We start from the raw sequence: 15,810 nt of genomic DNA, 5'->3' as shown, positions 1-15,810 counted from the left end.
CGCTTGCGCTGGCGATGTGGCAGCGCAAGGCTGCGGCCGAACCATCGAGAGGAGAAACCAGATGCACCCCACGATCGCACGAATGCAGGAGGTGGTGACCAAGGGCGACGAAAGCCTGATCCATGCGTTGCTCGCCGAGGATGTCCGTTTCCTGCCACCGACCTATTACAAAACCTGGACCGGGCGCGATGCGGTGGCAGCGGTTCTGGGTCATGTGGGCCAGGTGTTTTCCGACTTTCGTTATCGCCGGATAATGGGCAAAGGCAAGGATTGGGCGCTGGAATTCCAATGCAAGGTCGGCGATCTGGACGCGGTGGGCGTCGATCTGATCACCCTCAACGATGCCGGGCTGATCCAGGAGTTCGAAGTGGTCATGCGCCCCTACAAGACCGTGGGCGCCCTGCGCGATGCGATGAACGCGCGGGTGATGACCGATGCGCGATTCCTCAAGTTTCGCGAGGCACTTAGCTGATTGGCATAGACCAGATCCTGCGTGTTCCCCTGCTGCCAGTCCTTGCGGCGCAGGGGCTGGCGGTGCGGCGCAAGGCGCAGCTCTTGGACGAACCGGCGGGGCCGCGCGCGGGGCGCGTCGGGTCCGGTCCGGCGCTACGTTTGCTGATCGCGGGCGACAGCGCCGCTGCGGGGGTTGGCGTTGACAGTCAGGACTTGGCGCTGAGCGGGCAGCTGGTGTCGCGGCTGGCGCAAGCCTTTACCGTCGACTGGCGGCTCGAGGCGACCACCGGCCACACCACCCGTGATACGCTGGAGCGATTGGGCGCCCTGCCCGGCCCGTTCGATGTCGTCGTGACTTCGCTGGGGGTGAACGACACCACCCGCGCGACCTCGGCCCGGCAATTCGCGGCCCGGCAGGCGGCACTGATGGAGCTGTTGACCGGACCGCTGGCGGCACGGCTGGTGGTGGTCACATCGGTGCCGGACATGGCCCTGTTCCCGGCCCTGCCGCAACCGCTCTCATGGGTATTAGGTCAGCAATCTCAAAGACTTGACCGGTCTCTTGCCGCAATGCTCTACCGTTTTCCGCAAGCGGTTCATCATCGTCCGCAGATCCCTCTGGATCCGGCGATGGCGGCGCGGGACGGCTACCATCCCAGCGCGCTGGCCTATGCACATTGGGCCGAGGGGCTGGCGCGGGTGATCGAGGGTCAGGCGCGACGCATCTGACGCAGCATCGGCAAGGAATAGATCACCAGCGCGGCCCAGATCATCGGGAAGGCGATCATGCGGCCGCGGTCGATCTCTTCTCCGAAAAGGATGATGGCGGTGATGAAGATCATCGTTGGTGCGATGTATTGCAGTATACCCATGGTCGACAGGCGCACCAGTTTCGCGCCATTGGCATAGACCAGCAGCGGCACCGCCGTTACCACACCCGCCCCGGCCAGCAGTACCGTATCTTGTGTCGTGACACCAAACGACCCCAACCCCTGCGCCGATTGCCACAAGAGAAAGGCCAGCGCAAAGGGCGTCAGGATCAGCACTTCGAGCAGGAAACCCTGGTTCGGACCGATGGGCAGAGACCTCTTGAACAGCGCGTAAAAGCCCCAGCTGACGGTCAGGCTGAGAGCTGCCCAAGGCAGCTTACCAGCCTCGAAGACCAGCACGGCAACCCCTGCGGTGGCCAGCATGATCGCAAGACCTTGTATGCGCGTCAGCCTCTCCCCCAAGATAAGGGCTGCGAGGGCGATGCTGAAGAGCGGGTTGATATAGTAGCCCAACGCTGCATCTAGCGCATGACCACTGGTGATTGCCCAGACATAGATGGCCCAGTTGACCGAGATCAGCGCCGCCGTCACACAAGCCATGCCCAGCATGCGCGGGTTACGCAGCGCGGCGCGCAGGTCGCGTGTCCGACCCAGCGCGATCAGCAGGATACCCGCCACAGGCACCGACCAGACGATACGATGGGCCACCACCTCGACCGGAGAGATGTGGGATAACGCCTTCATATACAAGGGTAAAAATCCCCAGAGGAGATAGGCCGTGATGGCCAGCGCCAAACCGCGCGGGGTATCCACGTTCTGGGTCTGGGTCATCCGCGATCTCCTTCACTTGTGCAGGTGTTGTGCAGATGAAGGCGGGAAAAGGAAAGCGACAAAACTGAGTGGGGGTCATCAAGACCCGTGATGGGTCGCGGATCTGGGCGGTGTGCGGCGGCAACCCCGGGCCGGATTTGTACAGGAAACTGACCGTTTTGTACGCCGCTCAGACCCCGGATTGACCGTTTTGTACAGGGGGGTGCAAAGCGCCCCGGGACCTCGAAACCAGAGGAACGCGCGGCGACGCCGCGCGTTCCTGAACCTTGGGAGGACGGGTCAGACCTTTACCCGTTCGGACTTGGGGTCGTACATCGGGGCGAGCGCGGCCTCGGCGCGGATGCGGGTGCCCATCACGTCGATCTCGTAGGTCGAGGCCAGAACATCCGCCGCGCTTTCGCCTTCGCAGGGGACATAGCCCATACCGATGGCGCCGCCCAGGTGGTGGCCATAGGCGCCAGAGCTGAGGTAGCCAACGATCTGCCCGTCCCTGAGCAGCGGCTCGTTATGATAGAGCAGCGGTTCGGGGTCGGTCAGGCGGAACTGGACCATGCGGGTTTTCAGCCCCTCGTCCTTCTTCCGCAGCACCGCGTCGCGGCCGATGAAGTCGGGTTTGTCGGTCTTGACGGCAAAACCCAGGCCCGCCTCCAGCACGTGATCCTCTGGCGTGATGTCATGGCCGAAATGGCGGAACGCCTTTTCGATCCGGCAGCAATCCATCACATGCATGCCGCAGAGCTTCATGCCCAGATCCTGACCCGCCTCGAACAGGGTTTCAAACGCATGGCCCGCCATGTCGGAGGAGACGTAGATTTCCCATCCCAGCTCGCCCACGTAAGTCACGCGGTGGACGCGGGCGAGGCCCATGCCCAGTTCGATCTCCTGCGCGGTGCCAAAGGGGTTTGTGGCGTTGGAGAAGTCGTTGGGGCTGACCCGCGCCATCAGTTCGCGCGCCTTTGGCCCCATCACCGCCAGCACGCCCTCACCCGCCGTCACGTCGGTGATCACCACGCGGAAATCGCCCACGAGGCGCATCATCCGGGTCTGGTCGGCATATCGGGTGGCCGCAGGGGTGACCACCAGATAGGCGGTCTCGCTGAGGCGGGTAACAGTGACGTCGGCCTCGATCCCGCCGCGCGCGTTCAGGAACTGGGTATAGACGATGCGCCCCACGGGCACGTCGAACTGGCCGCCCGCGATGTGGTTGAGATAGGCGGTGGCGTCCGGCCCCTCGACACGGATCTTGCCAAAGGAGGACATGTCATACATGCCCAGCCCGGTGCGGATCGCCTTGTGTTCCTCGGCCACGTTGTCGAAGAAGTTCTGCCGCCGCCAGCTGTAGCGGTATTCGCGCTCCTGATCCGGGCGCGCGTACCAGTTGGCGCGCTCCCAGCCTGCCAATTCGCCGAACACTGCGCCATTTGCTTTCAGGTGCTCATGGAACGGGGTGCGGCGCACCCCGCGCGAGGTGGCTTTCTGCCTGTAGGGGAAGTGATCGGCATAGAGCAGGCCCAGCGTTTCGGTCGAGCGTTCGACCAGATAGCGCTTGTTGCCCTGAAACGGCTGCATGCGGGCGATGTCGACATCGCCGAGGTCAAAGGGCTTCTCGCCGCTATCCATCCACTGGCTGAGCGCATGGCCCGCGCCGCCCGCCGACTGGATGCCGATCGAGTTGAACCCGGCGGCGACCCAGACATTGTCCATCTCGGGCGCGAGGCCAAGGTGATAGGCGTCGTCGGGGGTAAAGCTTTCAGGTCCGTTGAAGAAGGTGTGAATGCCCGCGCTGCCCAGCATCGGCATGCGGTTCACGGCGGCCTCGAGAATCGGTTCGAAATGGTCGAAATCCTCGGGCAGCTGGTCGAATTCGAATGTGTCGGGGATGCCGTCCATGCCCCAGGGTTTCGATTTCGGCTCAAATGCACCCAGCATCATCTTGCCCGCGTCTTCCTTGTAATAGGCGCACTCGTCGGGGACGCGTAGAACCGGCATCTGGGTCAGGCCCTGGATGGGTTCCGAGACGATGTAGAAATGTTCGCAAGCTTGCAGAGGCACATTGATGCCCGCCATGCGGCCCACCTGATGGCCCCACATACCGGCACAGTTCACGATCATGTCACAGGTGATATGGCCCTGTTCAGAGCCATCGTCGCTGATCCAGTCGACGCCGGTGACCCGGCGGCCCTGTTTCGCGATGCCGGTGACCTTGATCCGCTCCTTGACCACGGCGCCGCGCTGACGCGCGCCCTTGGCCAGGGCCAGCGCGATATTGGCCGGGTCGGCCTGACCATCGGTCGGCAGCCAGACACCGCCGGTGACACCATCGAGGTTGATGTGCTGATAGCGTTCCTTGACCTCGGCCGGCGACAGTTCCTCGACCGGGACGCCAAAGGCACGGGCCATGGCGGCGTTGCGATAGAGCTCTTCCAGCCGTTCGCCCGTGAGCGCGACCGAGACCGAACCGACCTGCCGCATGCCGGTGGCAACGCCGGTCTCGGCCTCGAGCCCCATATAGAGCTCGGCCGAATAGCGGGCGAGCTTGGTCATGTTCGAGCTGGCGCGCAGCTGGCCGATGAGGCCCGCGGCATGCCAGGTGGTGCCCGAGGTCAGTTGCTTGCGTTCGAGCAGAACGACGTCTTTCCAGCCGAGCTTGGTCAGATGATAGGCGACCGAGCAGCCGACGACGCCGCCGCCGATGATGACCACGCGGGCCTGGGTGGGAAGATCAGCCATGTTTGTCTCCGGATCTTGAGATTTGCCCGAGAATGGCACGGGCGGGCGACAGGAAATCCTTTAAAAACGTCACGCGACTTGCGAAAATCACCGCTGCGCGGCGGTTCGTTTCTGTCGTCTGAGGGCAAAGGGGGTGATGCCGTAGAAGCTTTTGTAGACTGCCGAGAAACCGTTAGGAAAACCGCAGGCAAAACCGATCTCGCGGACGCTGAGCGTGGTGTTGAGCAGCAAGGTATTGGCCTTGGCCAGCCGCATCTCGCGGTAGAAGTTGTTGGGCGTGGTGCCGAGATAGGTCTTGAACTTGCGCTCCAGCGAGCGGTTCGAGAGGCCCAGTGCGGCGACGATCTCGTTTATGGGCAGGGGGTCTTCGATATTGGTCTGCATGATCTTGATGCACTGGTCGAGCGCATCGTCGCCGGTGGCGCTGGTCTTGAGGCCGGACATCGGCTGCATCGCGCCGAAATCGCGGATGTGTTCATGCAGCATGATGTCTGCCACGGTCATCTTTGCCGATCCCGAGATGTGCTGCCCGATGACCGCGAGCGCCACGTCGACGGTGGCGCCCATTCCGGCGCAGGTGATCACCGGCCCCTGCTGAGTGGCGATGGAAAAGCGCGCGTCGAAGCGCGCGCCGCGTTCGCGCAGAAAGACCGCGTTCTCCCAATGGGTGGCCAGATCGGCGCTGCCGCGTTCGTTGATATAGCGGCTGGCAGCCTCGGCCAGCAGAAACACCTGCGCGCCGCGAAAAGTATAGTCTTGCACAACACGGCCCAGCGACAGGTCGGGCTGATCGGGGTCGGAATTGCCGATGACAAAGAGGTAATCGGCCTGCGGCTGTGCCGACACGCGCTCGGTCGCCACAGCGGCGCCACTGCTGCTTTCGATCAAGCCGCCGTGCAGCGAGCGGTAAGTGAACGCGAAGGGGGGGGTGGGACAAACCCGATTGGCAATGCGCAACACTTCGATCAGAGCGGCAAGTTCGAACAGGACGAAGCCGGGCGCCACAAGCACATCAAATTGCCGCAGCTTCTTGTCGGGGTTTAACCGGCGCAGTTTGGGCTTGGCCGTCATGGCGGGGTCCTCAGACGATAGTGTGCCCGGCGGCGCGGAGTCGCTGGGCCAGATGCGCGATATGGGTGGGGCCGACCTCGCAACAGCCGCCGACGATGGTGGCGCCCTGTTTGATCCAGCCCATGGCGAATTCGGCATAGGCCTCGGGCGTCAGGTCGACGCGGGCGGTGAGCGCCTCGACCGTGGGGCGCGATTCGAGGAAGGCCTCGGTGATGCGGGTGAAGCCGTTGGCATAGGCGCCGAAGGGCAGGCCGAAGCCCGCGATGATGTCGAGCGCGGCGGCCATGGCCTCGGGGCGGGAGCAGTTCATCAGAACCGCCTGGGGCTGGTATTGCGCGACAATGGCGGCCAACTCGCCCACCTCTTCGCCCGAGCGTAGGCGGGTGCCGTCGTCATCCATCACGGTGACCGAGAGCCAGACGGGTTTGGTGCCGATGGACGCACCCCGGAGAGCGCCCTCGGCCTGGGCGACCGAGGCGGCGGTTTCGATCAGGAACAGGTCGACCCGGTCGTTCATCGCGCGCACGCTGTCGGCATAAAGCGCCTCGGCCTCTTCTGGTGGAGGGCATATGTCAGGGCGGTAGGAGGCGCCGAGCGGCCCCAGCGCGCCTGCGATGCGGCCCGTGCCATGCGCGGCGCGGGCGGTTTCGGCCTGGGCCAGCGCGGTGTCAATCAGCGCCTCGAACCGGTCGCCGATCCCGGCCGGTTCCAGCCGGTCGCGCAGCACCGCATAGGTGTTGGTGGTGGCGATGGTGGCGCCTGCGTCGAAATAATCGCGATGCACGGCGCCGACATGATCGGGCGCCTCGAGCATGACAGAGGTGGACCAGAGCGGTGTCGGGCGCTTGCCCGCGCGTTTGACAAGTTCCTGGCCGATGGAGCCATCAAGCAGGGTAATGTCGGTCATGCGGCCTCCTGTGGCGGAATGAGGACGATCTTGCCGGGCAGGCGTTTGGTCATGAATTCGGCCTGTGCCTCGGCGATCTGGTGGAGCGGATAGGTGGCGGAAACCAGCGGGCGGATGGCGCCTGCATTGATCAGGGCGATCAGGTCGGCAAAGACCGCGCGCGGTTGGTAGGTGGCGCCGTGGATGGTGATGTCGGGCAGGTAGATCTGGCGCAGGTCGGCGGTGACCATAGGCCCGGCGATGGCGCCCGAGACGGCATAGTGGCCGCCGGGTTTCAGGGCGCGGATCAGGTCGGGCCAGATCGGGCCGCCGACCACGTCGATCACCCGGTCGAATTGGGCGGGCGGGGGCGTGTCGTCGCGGCCCAGGATGGCTGTCGCCCCGGCGGCGGTGACGGCCTCGGCCTTGGCAGGCGCGGTCATCGCGGTGACGGTTGCGCCCAGATACGCGGCCAGTTGCACGGCGGCGAGCCCCACGCCGCCCGAGGCGCCGGTGATCAGCACCATATCACCCTGCCCCACGCTGCAGCGCGCCAGCAGGTTCCATGCGGTGCCATAGGCACAGGGCATGGCGGCGATTTCGATATCCGAGAGCGACGAGGCGGTGACGTCGAAGAGGTCACCCGCGTCGAGCAGGCAATATTCGGCAAAGGCGCCGTCCAGTTCCGAACCAAGGGCCACGAAGCCGAAGGGGTTGTCGGGTGTCGGACGCGGCAGGTTGATCTGGCAGGTGACGCGCTGGCCGGTGGTCCAGCCGGTCACCCCCGCGCCCAGCGCCACAATGCGGCCGCAGAGGTCGCCGCCCTGGATGCGGGGGAAGGTGAGCGCCCCGGCCCAGCCGCCCGCCTCTCCGGTTTCGCCGCTGTCAGTGGCGCCTGTCACATCCGAGGAATACCAGCCGATCCGCGTGTTGATGTCGGTGTTGTTGACCCCGGCGGCCAGCACCCGGACCAGAACCTGCCCCGGCCCGGGGGCCGGGACGGGGATGTCAACGCACCACGCCAGCGCCTCTGGCCCACCGTGGCGGGTCAGTTGGACGCCGGACATGGTGGCGGGGATGCTCATGCGCGCAACCGCTCGTTTTCCGGATCCCAAAGCGGGGCGTCGGGCTGCACAACGGCGCGGCATTTCTCTCCGTAGATCTCGACCTCCAGCACGGTGCCCGGCACCGCCAGATCGGCGCGCACCATGCCCAGCGCCACGCTGGCGTTGATGCGATAGCCCCAGGCGCCCGAGGTGGTCTCGCCCACGATCTGCCCGTCATGCCAGAGGCAGGACATATAGGGCGCGTCGGCATCTCCGGCCTCGACCAGCAGGGTGACGAAGCTCTTCTTCACCCCGCGCTGTTTCTCGGCCAGGATCGCGGCCTTGCCCGGGAAATCCTGCGGCTTGTCGAGCTTGACGAAGCGCTCCAACCCGCCTTCGAGCATCGAGTAGTCAGTCGACAGGTCACCCTTCCACGCGCGATAGCCCTTTTCCACGCGCAGGGAGTTGAGCGCCCACATGCCGAAGGGTTTGGCCCCGGCGGCGAGGATCGCATCATAGATCGCGGGCATATGTACGTTGAGCGCGTGCACCTCCCATCCCAGTTCCCCGGCAAAGGAGACCCGGATCAGAAAGGCGGGTTGGCCCGCGACGGTGGCGGCCTGATGCGTCAGCCAGCCCTTTGACAGGTCGGCGTTCGACAGCCCGGCGAGGATCTCGCGCGATTTCGGGCCGGTAACGATCAGCGTGTCGCGGGTGGTGGTCACATCATCGACCGTGACCCCGGCGGGCATGGCACCCAGCAGGATATCTCGGTCGTGCCATTGCGCGGTGGCTGCGGTGATCATGACAAACTCGTCCTCGCCCAACCGGATACACGACATTTCGGTCAGGATGCGGCCACGGCTTTCGGAGATGTAGACGAGGTTCATCCGCCCCACCTTGGGCAGGCCGCCGGTGATCAGGCCGCGCAGCGCCTCGGCGGCACCTGCGCCCTTGACCAGAAAGCGCGAGAAGCCGGGCAGGTCGAGCACGCCGCAATGATCGCGCACGGCCTCGCATTCCTCCTTGATCCGCTGCTCCCACGGGCCCGAGCGGCCCCAGGTGTGGGTGCTTTCCTCGGACGTGTCATCGCCCGGCTGCGCGAACCAGTTGGCGCGTTCCCAGCCGTTATAGACGCCCATGACTCCGCCCTGCGCCTTGACCCGGTCATGCACCGGCGAGAGTTTCTTGTCGGGCGCGGCAGGCCAGCGGTGCCAGGGGAAGTGCATGGCATATTCGTTGCCATAGACCTCCATGCCCTTTTTCACGCAGTAGTCGTGATCGGTGTAGTCGGTATAGCGGCGCGGATCGCAGGACCACATGTCCCATTCGGTCTGGCCATCGACGATCCATTCCGCCAGAACCTTGCCCGCACCGCCGCCCTGAGCGATGCCGAAGGTGAACACGCAAGCCTCGAAGGCGTTCTTCACACCGGGCATCGGGCCGATCAGCGGCAGCCCGTCGGGGGCATAGGGGATCGGGCCGTTGATGATGCGGCTGACACCGGCGGTGGCGGTGACCGGCACGCGTTCCATTGCGTCGGCGACGATATCCTCGATCCGGTCCAGATCGTCCGACCAGAGCTGGAAGCTGAAATCGTCCGGCATCGGGTCGCTGTCCACGTCCCAATGGGCACGGCAGTTGGGTTCGTAGGGGCCGATGTTGATGCCGTTCTTTTCCTGCCGCAGGTAATAGGACACGTCCACATCGCGCAGCAGAGGCAGCTTGCGGCCGTTCTCCTTGGACCAGGCCTCAAGCTCGGGGATCTGTTCGGTCAGCAGATACTGGTGGCTCATCACCATCATCGGCACGGTGCGCCCGCCATAGGGTTTGAACCACTCGCCAACCCGCTGGGCATAATAGCCTGCGGCGTTGACCACATAGTCACAGGAAATGTCGCCCTTGTCGGTATGAACGATCCAGCTGCCATCATCCTGCTGGGTGACGCCGGTGGCAGGGCAGAACCGCAAGATCTTGGCCCCCATGTCGCGCGCGCCCTTGGCCAGTGCCTGGGTCAGCTGCGCCGGGTCGATATCGCCATCGGTCGGATCGTAAAGCGCCCCGGCCATGTCATGAGTTTCCAGGAAGGGATAACGCGCCTTGGCCTCGTCGGGCGTCAGCATCTCCATCTTGATACCCTGATAGCGGCCCATGGCGCAGGCGCGCTCGAACTCCTGCATCCGCTCGCGCGTATGCGCCAGCCGGATCGAGCCGGTCTGGTGGTAGTTCATCGGATAATCGACTTCTTCGCCCAGACGGGCATAGAGCTCGGTCGAGTACCGCTGCATGTTCATGATCGACCACGAGGTCGAAAAGGTCGGCACGTTGCCGGCCGCATGCCAGGTGGAGCCCGCGGTCAGCTCGTTCTTTTCCAGCAGAACGCAGTCGGTCCAGCCCTTTTTCGCCAGGTGATAGAGCGAGGACACCCCCACCACACCGCCGCCGATGATGACCACGCGGGCCTTGTTGGGAAAATCGGACATGTTCACTCCCTAGTCCTTGTGCGGCGCATCGTCCGCGATGTCGTAATAGTCGCCCTTGTCGGCGACAAAGATGTGCTTGGTCAGGCGCAGGCCGGTGGGGCCATCGACAGACCCCAGCGAAAAGCTGATCGTGTCTTCGTCATTGGCCTTCCAGAACAGGAACGCGCCGCAGCGGGCGCAAAAACCGCGTTTGGCGCTGTCGCTGGCGGCAAACCAGCTGACCGGGCCGGTGATGGTCAGGTCGGCCTCGGGCACAAAGGCCGAGGACCAGATGCCGCCCGATTGCCGCCGGCACTGGCCGCAATGGCACATCGAGGCGCCCTGGGGTTCGGCCTTGGTCGCGTAGCGGATATCGCCGCACAGGCAGGAACCTTTGATCATGGTCATCCCCTTGTTGCGGGCGCGGCGCTGGTGCCCAGCAACACGCCATAGATGATGAAACAGAGCGCCATGACCCGGCGCAGCCAGGTGCTGAACACCGCGCCCAGCGCCGCGCGGCCCATGAGCGCGCCCAACAGCGTGAAGGTGGTGTAGCAAAGCGCGGTGATGATCAGGGCGGTGGGCATGATCACACTCATCTGCTGCCAGATCGGCACATCCGGCTGCACGAACTGCGAGAATGCGGCGAGGTAACCCGCCATGCTTTTGGGGTTGATGGTGGCGACGGCCAGCGCGTGCAGATAGACATGGCGCGCCGGGCGCACGGCCGTGGGCACGGGTTTCGTGGCGCTGCGCCAGCCCCGGATGCCCAGCCAGATCAGGAACCCGACCCCCGCGAGCTTGGCCACCAGAAACAGGGTGGGCGAGGCGGTGATCAGCGCCGTTACCCCCAGGGCCGAGAGCAGCAGAAAGGCGCTCGCCTGGGTCAGGATCGCCAGCACCCCCAACAGCGCCTTGCCAAAGGGCAGGCTCATCCCGTTCGAGATGCAGTTGACCGCGTTGGGGCCCGGCGTGGCGGCGAACAGGATCCAGAACAGCGCGAAGATGGTCCAGGCTTCGAAACTCATCCCCGTCTCCTCAATAGACCGGGGGGGCGATCACCCAGACGGCCACGGCAGGCTCGTCATGGGGATTGGCCCATTGATAGGGTTCATGGCGGATGCGGAAACTGTCGCCCGGCCCGACCGAGAACTGGCGCCCGCCGATGGTCAGCTCCAACCGCCCGGACAGCATGTAGCCCACCTCTTGCGTGGGTCGGTTGGCCGGGGTCTGCATCCGCGACCGCGGGGCAAAGGTGGAATGCACCATCTCGAAATCGTCGGTCAGATCCGGCGACAACAGCTCTTCGATCAACCCCTCCTCGCCGGAACCCATCGGGCGCCGCGCGACAGACCGCACGACATATCCCTGTTCGTCGGCCGGGGCGGCGGCATGGGCAAAGAGCATGGACATCGGCACGCCCAGGCAACCCGCGATCTGGCGCAGGTCCGAGATCGAGGGTTCGGACATGTCGCGCTCCACCTGGCTGAGCCAGCCGACAGACCGCCCCAGCCGTGCAGCGATCTCGCTGAGCGTCAGCCCGCGCGCCTTGCGCAGGGCGCGCAGATCGGCACCAAGCGTCGCGCTGGACGGGGCTTGCGTATTCACCGGCGCCTCCCAAACTTCGTGAAAAATCGCCATAGGATTTCATGATGATGTGATTCTCGTGAAAATTTCAACACAAATTTCACGTGACACGCAAAAGGCCCTTTCACTTTGCAGCAAATACTCCGGGGGAGTCGCCGCTTGCGGCGGCGGGGGCAGCGCCCCCTTTTGCCCCGGGTTCTTGCATCTCCAACCGGGCAAACGCTAAGACCCGTCCATGTGGAACGCGATCCTTTATCTCTGGGTCCTCAACGGGCTGACGGTGGCGCTGTTTGCCTGGGACAAGCTCTCGGCGCGCTGGAGCCGGGGCCGGGTGCCGGAGCACCTGCTGCTCTGGCTGTCGGCGCTGGGGGGCAGCCCGGCGGCGCTGTTGTCGCGGTGGCTGTTCCGGCACAAGACCCGCAAACAGCCCTTTGGCCGCTGGCTGTGGTCGATCGTGCTGTTTCAGATCACCGCGCTGGTGATCCTACTGGGCAAAGACCTGCTTTAGGATCGCGCCCAGCGCGGCGGCGTCTTTTTCGGTGAAGGCATCCGGCAGGTCGCTGTCGATGTCGAACACCGCGATCAGCGCGCCGGTCCCGTCGAACACCGGCAGCACCAGTTCCGACCGGGTCGAAGAGGCGCAGGCAATATGGCCGGGAAAGGCATCGACATCCGGCACCAGTTGCACCTCTCCAGTCCGCGCCGCAGCCCCGCAGACGCCCTTGTCAAACGGGATGCGCAAACAGCCGTGGCCGCCCTGATAGGGGCCGATCTTGAGTACGCCGGGCTCGGTTACCCGGTAGAAGCCGGTCCAGTTGAACCGGTCGTCCGCATGATGCACCTCGCAGGTGACCGTCGCCATCAGCGCCACCGGATCGGTCTCGCCCTCGGTCAGGGCGGCGACGGTCTTGGCGAGGATGTTGTAGTCAACGGTCATGGCAAGGCTCCGCTGGGTGTGGCGTGAAACAAGCCTATCGCGTGGCGCGCGGGCAAAGGCAAGAGGCGCGCTAGCCCAGCAGGCGGCACAGATGCGTGACCGCTGCCGCCCCGCGGGCCTGGCACGCGGCCTCGGACGGTGCGGGCAGGCGGCCGATTACCCGGCGGATCTGCTGGTCGCCCACTAGCAGATCAAGGTAAAGACCCGCCGCCGCCCCGGCATCATCGAAATGCAGCAGGCCCTCGGCCCGCGCGGCCTTTAGCACCTGTACGATCAGCGGCATCACGCTGTCGCGGCCCGATTGGGCGATCAGCGCACCCAGCTCGCCGCTGGGGTCGGCGGCGGCGGCACGGTTCAGCGCCACCGCCCGGTCGCCCAGCAAGAGGGACAGCAGGCGCGGCCCCAGCGCGGTCAGGGTATCGCGGGGCGGGCGGGCGGCGGCCAGATCGGCCTCGAGCTGCGCGCGCACCTCGGCGGCGTTGCGGATCACCAGCGCCCGGAACAGGCCCTGCTTGTCGCCATACCAGCTGTAGAGCGTCTCGTTCGAGGCGCGCGCCAACCTGGCGATGCCCTGCATCGAGGTACCCGCATAGCCCTTTTGTTCGAGCAGGGCATAGGCGGCTTCCTCGATCTGCTGTTGGCGGTCGGCGCGGCTGTCATCCTTCATCGGGTTTCCTTTCGCTTGACCCGCACCGTAATCATGATTACGGATACTCGCAACCGTAATCATGATTACGCTTCTCGGTAACTAACTCAGGAGAGAGACATGACCAAGACCGACCGCCCCTGCCTTGCCGCCCTTGTGGTACTGATCCTGTTGCAGCTGATCATGCTGTTTTCGCTTTATGCCGGGGTGCCACCGCACCCGCCCATTGCAACGCCGCTTTTCGGCATCGGGCCGCTTATCGGCGCCTCGGTCTCGGCGGCGATTGCGGCGATTGTGCTGGGAGAGAGCCGCGCCGGGCGGGTGCTAGCCCTGCTCGCCACCCTCGGCGCGCTGGTCTCATTTGGGCCGCAGAAATACCTCGACCCGCAGTTCCCGTTGATCTGGCCCGCCGTGATCGCGGCACAACTGGCCGCGATCACGGTGCTGGTGCGCCTGTTCCCTGCACTGTCGCGGCAAGGGGCCTGAGCTGATGGAGCTGATGCTTGTCGGTTTCGTCCTGACCGCCTTGGCCGCCATCGCCACCCCCGGGCCGACCGTCTTGCTGGCGCTGGGCAACGGCGCGCGGGGCAGCATGCGTGGCGCGGCACCGGGGATCATGGGCGCGGCCCTGTCGGATATCCTGTTGATCACGGCGGCGGCGCTGGGCTTGGGGGCGGTGCTGAGTGCCTCGGCCCTGCTGTTTGGGTTGGTGAAATGGGCAGGTGTGGCCTATCTCGCCTATCTCGGGTTGCGGCTGTTGCGGGGGGAGGCGCAGCCCGGCACGATGGAGAGCGCCCCGCAGGAGCGCGCCGCAACAGTGTTTCGCCGCAGCTTTCTGGTCGCAGTGACCAACCCCAAGGGCTATCTGTTCTTTGCCGCCCTCTTGCCGCAGTTCATCGACCCCAGCCTGCCAGCAGCGCGGCAGTATCTGGTGCTGGCGGTCCTATTCGTGGCGACAGATCTGCTGGTGATGAGCCTTTATGCCGCTGTCGGCGCCTGTTCACAACGCCGGGGCGGGCGCCTGGCGGGGCAGTGGCTGGGCCGGTTCTGTGGGCTGGCGATGATCGGGGTTGCCGGATCGCTGGCCCTGATGCGCCGCGCCGAGGTCTGAGGAACGCGCCGGATCGCTCCGGCGCGCCACTTTTCAAAAGGGTCAGACCCGCTCGATGGCGATGGCGGTGCCTTCGCCGCCACCGATGCAGATCGCGGCGACCCCGCGTTTCAGCCCGCGCTTTTCCAAAGCGTTGAGCAGCGTCACCATGATCCGTGCGCCCGAAGCGCCGATCGGATGGCCCAGCGCACAGGCGCCGCCGTTGACGTTCACCTTGTCGCGGGACAGGCCCATTTCGTGCATAAAGGCCATCGGCACCACGGCAAAGGCCTCGTTGACCTCCCACAGGTCCACATCCTCGACGCTCCAGCCGATATTGGCGAGCAGCTTTTTAGCGGCCGGAACCGGGGCGGTGGTGAACCAGCCCGGCGCCTGGGCATGGCTGGCGTGCCCCAGGATGCGGGCGCGCACGGTCAGACCCTGGGCGGCGGCAGCCTCGACCGAGGCCAGCACCAGGGCGGCGGCGCCGTCCGAGATCGACGAGGCATTGGCCGCGGTCACGGTGCCATCCTTGCGGAAGGCGGGTTTCAGCGTCGGGATCTTGTCGGGCCGGGCGCTTTTGGGTTGTTCGTCGGCATCGGTCACCACCTCTCCCTTGCGGGTCTTGACGGTGACGGCGGCGATCTCGCCGTCAAAGGCACCCGAGGCCTGCGCGTCGAGCGCGTTTTGCAGCGAGCGCAGCGCATATTCGTCCTGCGCCTCGCGGGTGAACTGGTAGTGCTCGGCGCAATCCTCGGCAAAGGTGCCCATCAGGCGGCCCTTGTCATAGGCATCCTCCAACCCGTCGAGGAACATGTGGTCGATCACCTGGCCATGGCCGATACGGGCGCCACCGCGCATCTTGGGCAAGAGGTATGGGGCATTGGTCATGCTCTCCATCCCGCCGGCGATCATGGTGTCGGTATGGCCCAGCGCGATCTGGTCAAAGGCGATCATCGCCGCCTTCATGCCCGAGCCGCACATCTTGTTGAGCGTGGTGGCGGGCACCTCTTCGCCCAGGCCACCGGCAAAACCGGCCTGGCGCGCGGGGGCCTGGCCCTGACCGGCGGGCAGGACGCAGCCCATCAGCACCTCGTCCACGGTGGTGGCCCCTGCCCCGGCCAGCGCGGCGCGAATCGCGGCGCCGCCCAGTTCGGCGGCGCTGACGCCGTCATACATGCCCTGGAACCCGCCCATCGGTGTGCGCGCGGCACCGGCGATGACAACTTCTTTCATCCTGTCCTCCTGAGGAAAGCTCTGTGCCTGAATACCGAATGGTAAGAATTGCCGTCTACCCTCGT

Annotated in this window: 17 protein-coding genes; 5 read left to right on the top strand and 12 right to left on the bottom strand. The window is 65.3% G+C overall.

Going from position 1 to position 15,810, the window contains the following annotated elements:
* The first annotated feature begins 61 nt into the window (after positions 1-61).
* Together OEZ49_RS00590 and OEZ49_RS00585 are read left to right on the top strand one after the other, a co-directional pair.
* A complete protein-coding gene (locus tag OEZ49_RS00590) occupies positions 62-472 on the top strand; it encodes a nuclear transport factor 2 family protein (protein WP_263386506.1) in 411 nt (136 codons plus the stop codon).
* A gap of 62 nt (positions 473-534) precedes the next feature.
* The gene (locus tag OEZ49_RS00585) at positions 535-1,182 is read left to right on the top strand and encodes an SGNH/GDSL hydrolase family protein (RefSeq protein WP_263386505.1); all 648 of its coding nucleotides are present in this window, start codon (positions 535-537) and stop codon (positions 1,180-1,182) included.
* Here the strand turns inward: OEZ49_RS00585 and rarD are convergent.
* From rarD to OEZ49_RS00540, 9 genes are all read right to left on the bottom strand, one after another.
* Positions 1,164-2,054 carry an EamA family transporter RarD gene (gene rarD / locus OEZ49_RS00580; RefSeq protein ID WP_263386504.1) on the bottom strand — a complete coding sequence of 297 codons (891 nt, stop codon included), beginning with the start codon at positions 2,052-2,054 and terminating at the stop codon, positions 1,164-1,166. The genes OEZ49_RS00585 and rarD overlap by 19 nt on opposite strands.
* Before the next feature lie 279 nt (positions 2,055-2,333).
* On the bottom strand, positions 2,334-4,784 hold the full coding sequence (locus OEZ49_RS00575) for a GcvT family protein (protein ID WP_263386503.1): 2,451 nt from the start codon (positions 4,782-4,784) through the stop codon (positions 2,334-2,336).
* A gap of 87 nt (positions 4,785-4,871) precedes the next feature.
* A complete protein-coding gene (locus OEZ49_RS00570; protein WP_263386502.1) occupies positions 4,872-5,855 on the bottom strand; it encodes a GlxA family transcriptional regulator in 984 nt (327 codons plus the stop codon).
* Positions 5,856-5,865: 10 nt separating this feature from the next.
* Positions 5,866-6,762: a homocysteine S-methyltransferase family protein gene (locus OEZ49_RS00565; protein ID WP_263386501.1), complete on the bottom strand. Its 897-nt coding sequence runs from the start codon at positions 6,760-6,762 to the stop codon at positions 5,866-5,868.
* Positions 6,759-7,826, bottom strand: coding sequence for an alcohol dehydrogenase family protein (locus OEZ49_RS00560; protein ID WP_263386500.1), 1,068 nt, complete (start codon positions 7,824-7,826; stop codon positions 6,759-6,761). The genes OEZ49_RS00565 and OEZ49_RS00560 overlap by 4 nt, the downstream gene beginning before the upstream one ends.
* Entirely contained in the window at positions 7,823-10,270 is a 2,448-nt protein-coding gene (locus OEZ49_RS00555) for a GcvT family protein (RefSeq protein ID WP_263386499.1), read from the bottom strand. The genes OEZ49_RS00560 and OEZ49_RS00555 overlap by 4 nt, the downstream gene beginning before the upstream one ends.
* A gap of 9 nt (positions 10,271-10,279) precedes the next feature.
* On the bottom strand, positions 10,280-10,651 hold the full coding sequence (locus tag OEZ49_RS00550) for a GFA family protein (RefSeq protein ID WP_164130484.1): 372 nt from the start codon (positions 10,649-10,651) through the stop codon (positions 10,280-10,282).
* 2 nt (positions 10,652-10,653) lie between these two features.
* Positions 10,654-11,277, bottom strand: coding sequence for a LysE family translocator (locus OEZ49_RS00545; RefSeq protein ID WP_263386498.1), 624 nt, complete (start codon positions 11,275-11,277; stop codon positions 10,654-10,656).
* A gap of 10 nt (positions 11,278-11,287) precedes the next feature.
* Positions 11,288-11,890 (bottom strand): helix-turn-helix domain-containing protein, encoded by a 603-nt coding sequence (locus OEZ49_RS00540; RefSeq protein WP_397545639.1) that lies wholly within the window; start codon positions 11,888-11,890, stop codon positions 11,288-11,290.
* Positions 11,891-12,071: 181 nt separating this feature from the next.
* Here OEZ49_RS00540 and OEZ49_RS00535 point away from each other — a divergent pair, with 181 nt between their 5' ends.
* Complete coding sequence (locus tag OEZ49_RS00535) at positions 12,072-12,344, top strand: DUF1294 domain-containing protein (RefSeq protein ID WP_234167542.1); 273 nt, start codon at positions 12,072-12,074, stop codon at positions 12,342-12,344.
* Here the strand turns inward: OEZ49_RS00535 and OEZ49_RS00530 are convergent.
* Positions 12,321-12,773 (bottom strand): GAF domain-containing protein, encoded by a 453-nt coding sequence (locus tag OEZ49_RS00530; RefSeq protein WP_263386496.1) that lies wholly within the window; start codon positions 12,771-12,773, stop codon positions 12,321-12,323. The genes OEZ49_RS00535 and OEZ49_RS00530 overlap by 24 nt on opposite strands.
* A gap of 70 nt (positions 12,774-12,843) precedes the next feature.
* A complete protein-coding gene (locus tag OEZ49_RS00525; RefSeq protein ID WP_263386495.1) occupies positions 12,844-13,440 on the bottom strand; it encodes a TetR/AcrR family transcriptional regulator in 597 nt (198 codons plus the stop codon).
* Between the two features lie 99 nt (positions 13,441-13,539).
* Between OEZ49_RS00525 and OEZ49_RS00520 the strand changes: the two genes are divergently transcribed.
* Together OEZ49_RS00520 and OEZ49_RS00515 are read left to right on the top strand one after the other, a co-directional pair.
* The gene (locus OEZ49_RS00520) at positions 13,540-13,905 is read left to right on the top strand and encodes a hypothetical protein (protein WP_263386494.1); all 366 of its coding nucleotides are present in this window, start codon (positions 13,540-13,542) and stop codon (positions 13,903-13,905) included.
* 4 nt (positions 13,906-13,909) lie between these two features.
* The gene (locus OEZ49_RS00515; protein ID WP_263386493.1) at positions 13,910-14,530 is read left to right on the top strand and encodes a LysE family translocator; all 621 of its coding nucleotides are present in this window, start codon (positions 13,910-13,912) and stop codon (positions 14,528-14,530) included.
* 42 nt (positions 14,531-14,572) lie between these two features.
* On the opposite strand, the gene OEZ49_RS00510 is transcribed toward OEZ49_RS00515, so the two are convergent.
* Positions 14,573-15,745: a thiolase family protein gene (locus OEZ49_RS00510; protein WP_263386492.1), complete on the bottom strand. Its 1,173-nt coding sequence runs from the start codon at positions 15,743-15,745 to the stop codon at positions 14,573-14,575.
* Between the last annotated feature and the right edge of the window lie 65 nt (positions 15,746-15,810).

Source organism: Ruegeria marisflavi, from assembly GCF_025673445.1.
In the GTDB taxonomy this organism is placed as follows: Bacteria; Pseudomonadota; Alphaproteobacteria; order Rhodobacterales; family Rhodobacteraceae; genus Ruegeria_B; species Ruegeria_B marisflavi.
Note: the sequence above shows the minus strand (reverse complement) of the source record. Positions and strands in the feature narration are given on the sequence as shown.

Coding starts and splice junctions, on each gene's coding strand:
- OEZ49_RS00590 (WP_263386506.1), top strand. CDS start 62: ATGCACCCCACGATCGCACGAATGCAGGAGGTGGTGACCAAGGGCGAC.
- rarD (WP_263386504.1), bottom strand. CDS start 2,054: ATGACCCAGACCCAGAACGTGGATACCCCGCGCGGTTTGGCGCTGGCC.
- OEZ49_RS00575 (WP_263386503.1), bottom strand. CDS start 4,784: ATGGCTGATCTTCCCACCCAGGCCCGCGTGGTCATCATCGGCGGCGGC.
- OEZ49_RS00570 (WP_263386502.1), bottom strand. CDS start 5,855: ATGACGGCCAAGCCCAAACTGCGCCGGTTAAACCCCGACAAGAAGCTG.
- OEZ49_RS00565 (WP_263386501.1), bottom strand. CDS start 6,762: ATGACCGACATTACCCTGCTTGATGGCTCCATCGGCCAGGAACTTGTC.
- OEZ49_RS00560 (WP_263386500.1), bottom strand. CDS start 7,826: ATGAGCATCCCCGCCACCATGTCCGGCGTCCAACTGACCCGCCACGGT.
- OEZ49_RS00555 (WP_263386499.1), bottom strand. CDS start 10,270: ATGTCCGATTTTCCCAACAAGGCCCGCGTGGTCATCATCGGCGGCGGT.
- OEZ49_RS00550 (WP_164130484.1), bottom strand. CDS start 10,651: ATGATCAAAGGTTCCTGCCTGTGCGGCGATATCCGCTACGCGACCAAG.
- OEZ49_RS00545 (WP_263386498.1), bottom strand. CDS start 11,277: ATGAGTTTCGAAGCCTGGACCATCTTCGCGCTGTTCTGGATCCTGTTC.
- OEZ49_RS00540 (WP_397545639.1), bottom strand. CDS start 11,890: ATGGCGATTTTTCACGAAGTTTGGGAGGCGCCGGTGAATACGCAAGCC.
- OEZ49_RS00535 (WP_234167542.1), top strand. CDS start 12,072: ATGTGGAACGCGATCCTTTATCTCTGGGTCCTCAACGGGCTGACGGTG.
- OEZ49_RS00530 (WP_263386496.1), bottom strand. CDS start 12,773: ATGACCGTTGACTACAACATCCTCGCCAAGACCGTCGCCGCCCTGACC.
- OEZ49_RS00525 (WP_263386495.1), bottom strand. CDS start 13,440: ATGAAGGATGACAGCCGCGCCGACCGCCAACAGCAGATCGAGGAAGCC.
- OEZ49_RS00520 (WP_263386494.1), top strand. CDS start 13,540: ATGACCAAGACCGACCGCCCCTGCCTTGCCGCCCTTGTGGTACTGATC.
- OEZ49_RS00515 (WP_263386493.1), top strand. CDS start 13,910: ATGGAGCTGATGCTTGTCGGTTTCGTCCTGACCGCCTTGGCCGCCATC.
- OEZ49_RS00510 (WP_263386492.1), bottom strand. CDS start 15,745: ATGAAAGAAGTTGTCATCGCCGGTGCCGCGCGCACACCGATGGGCGGG.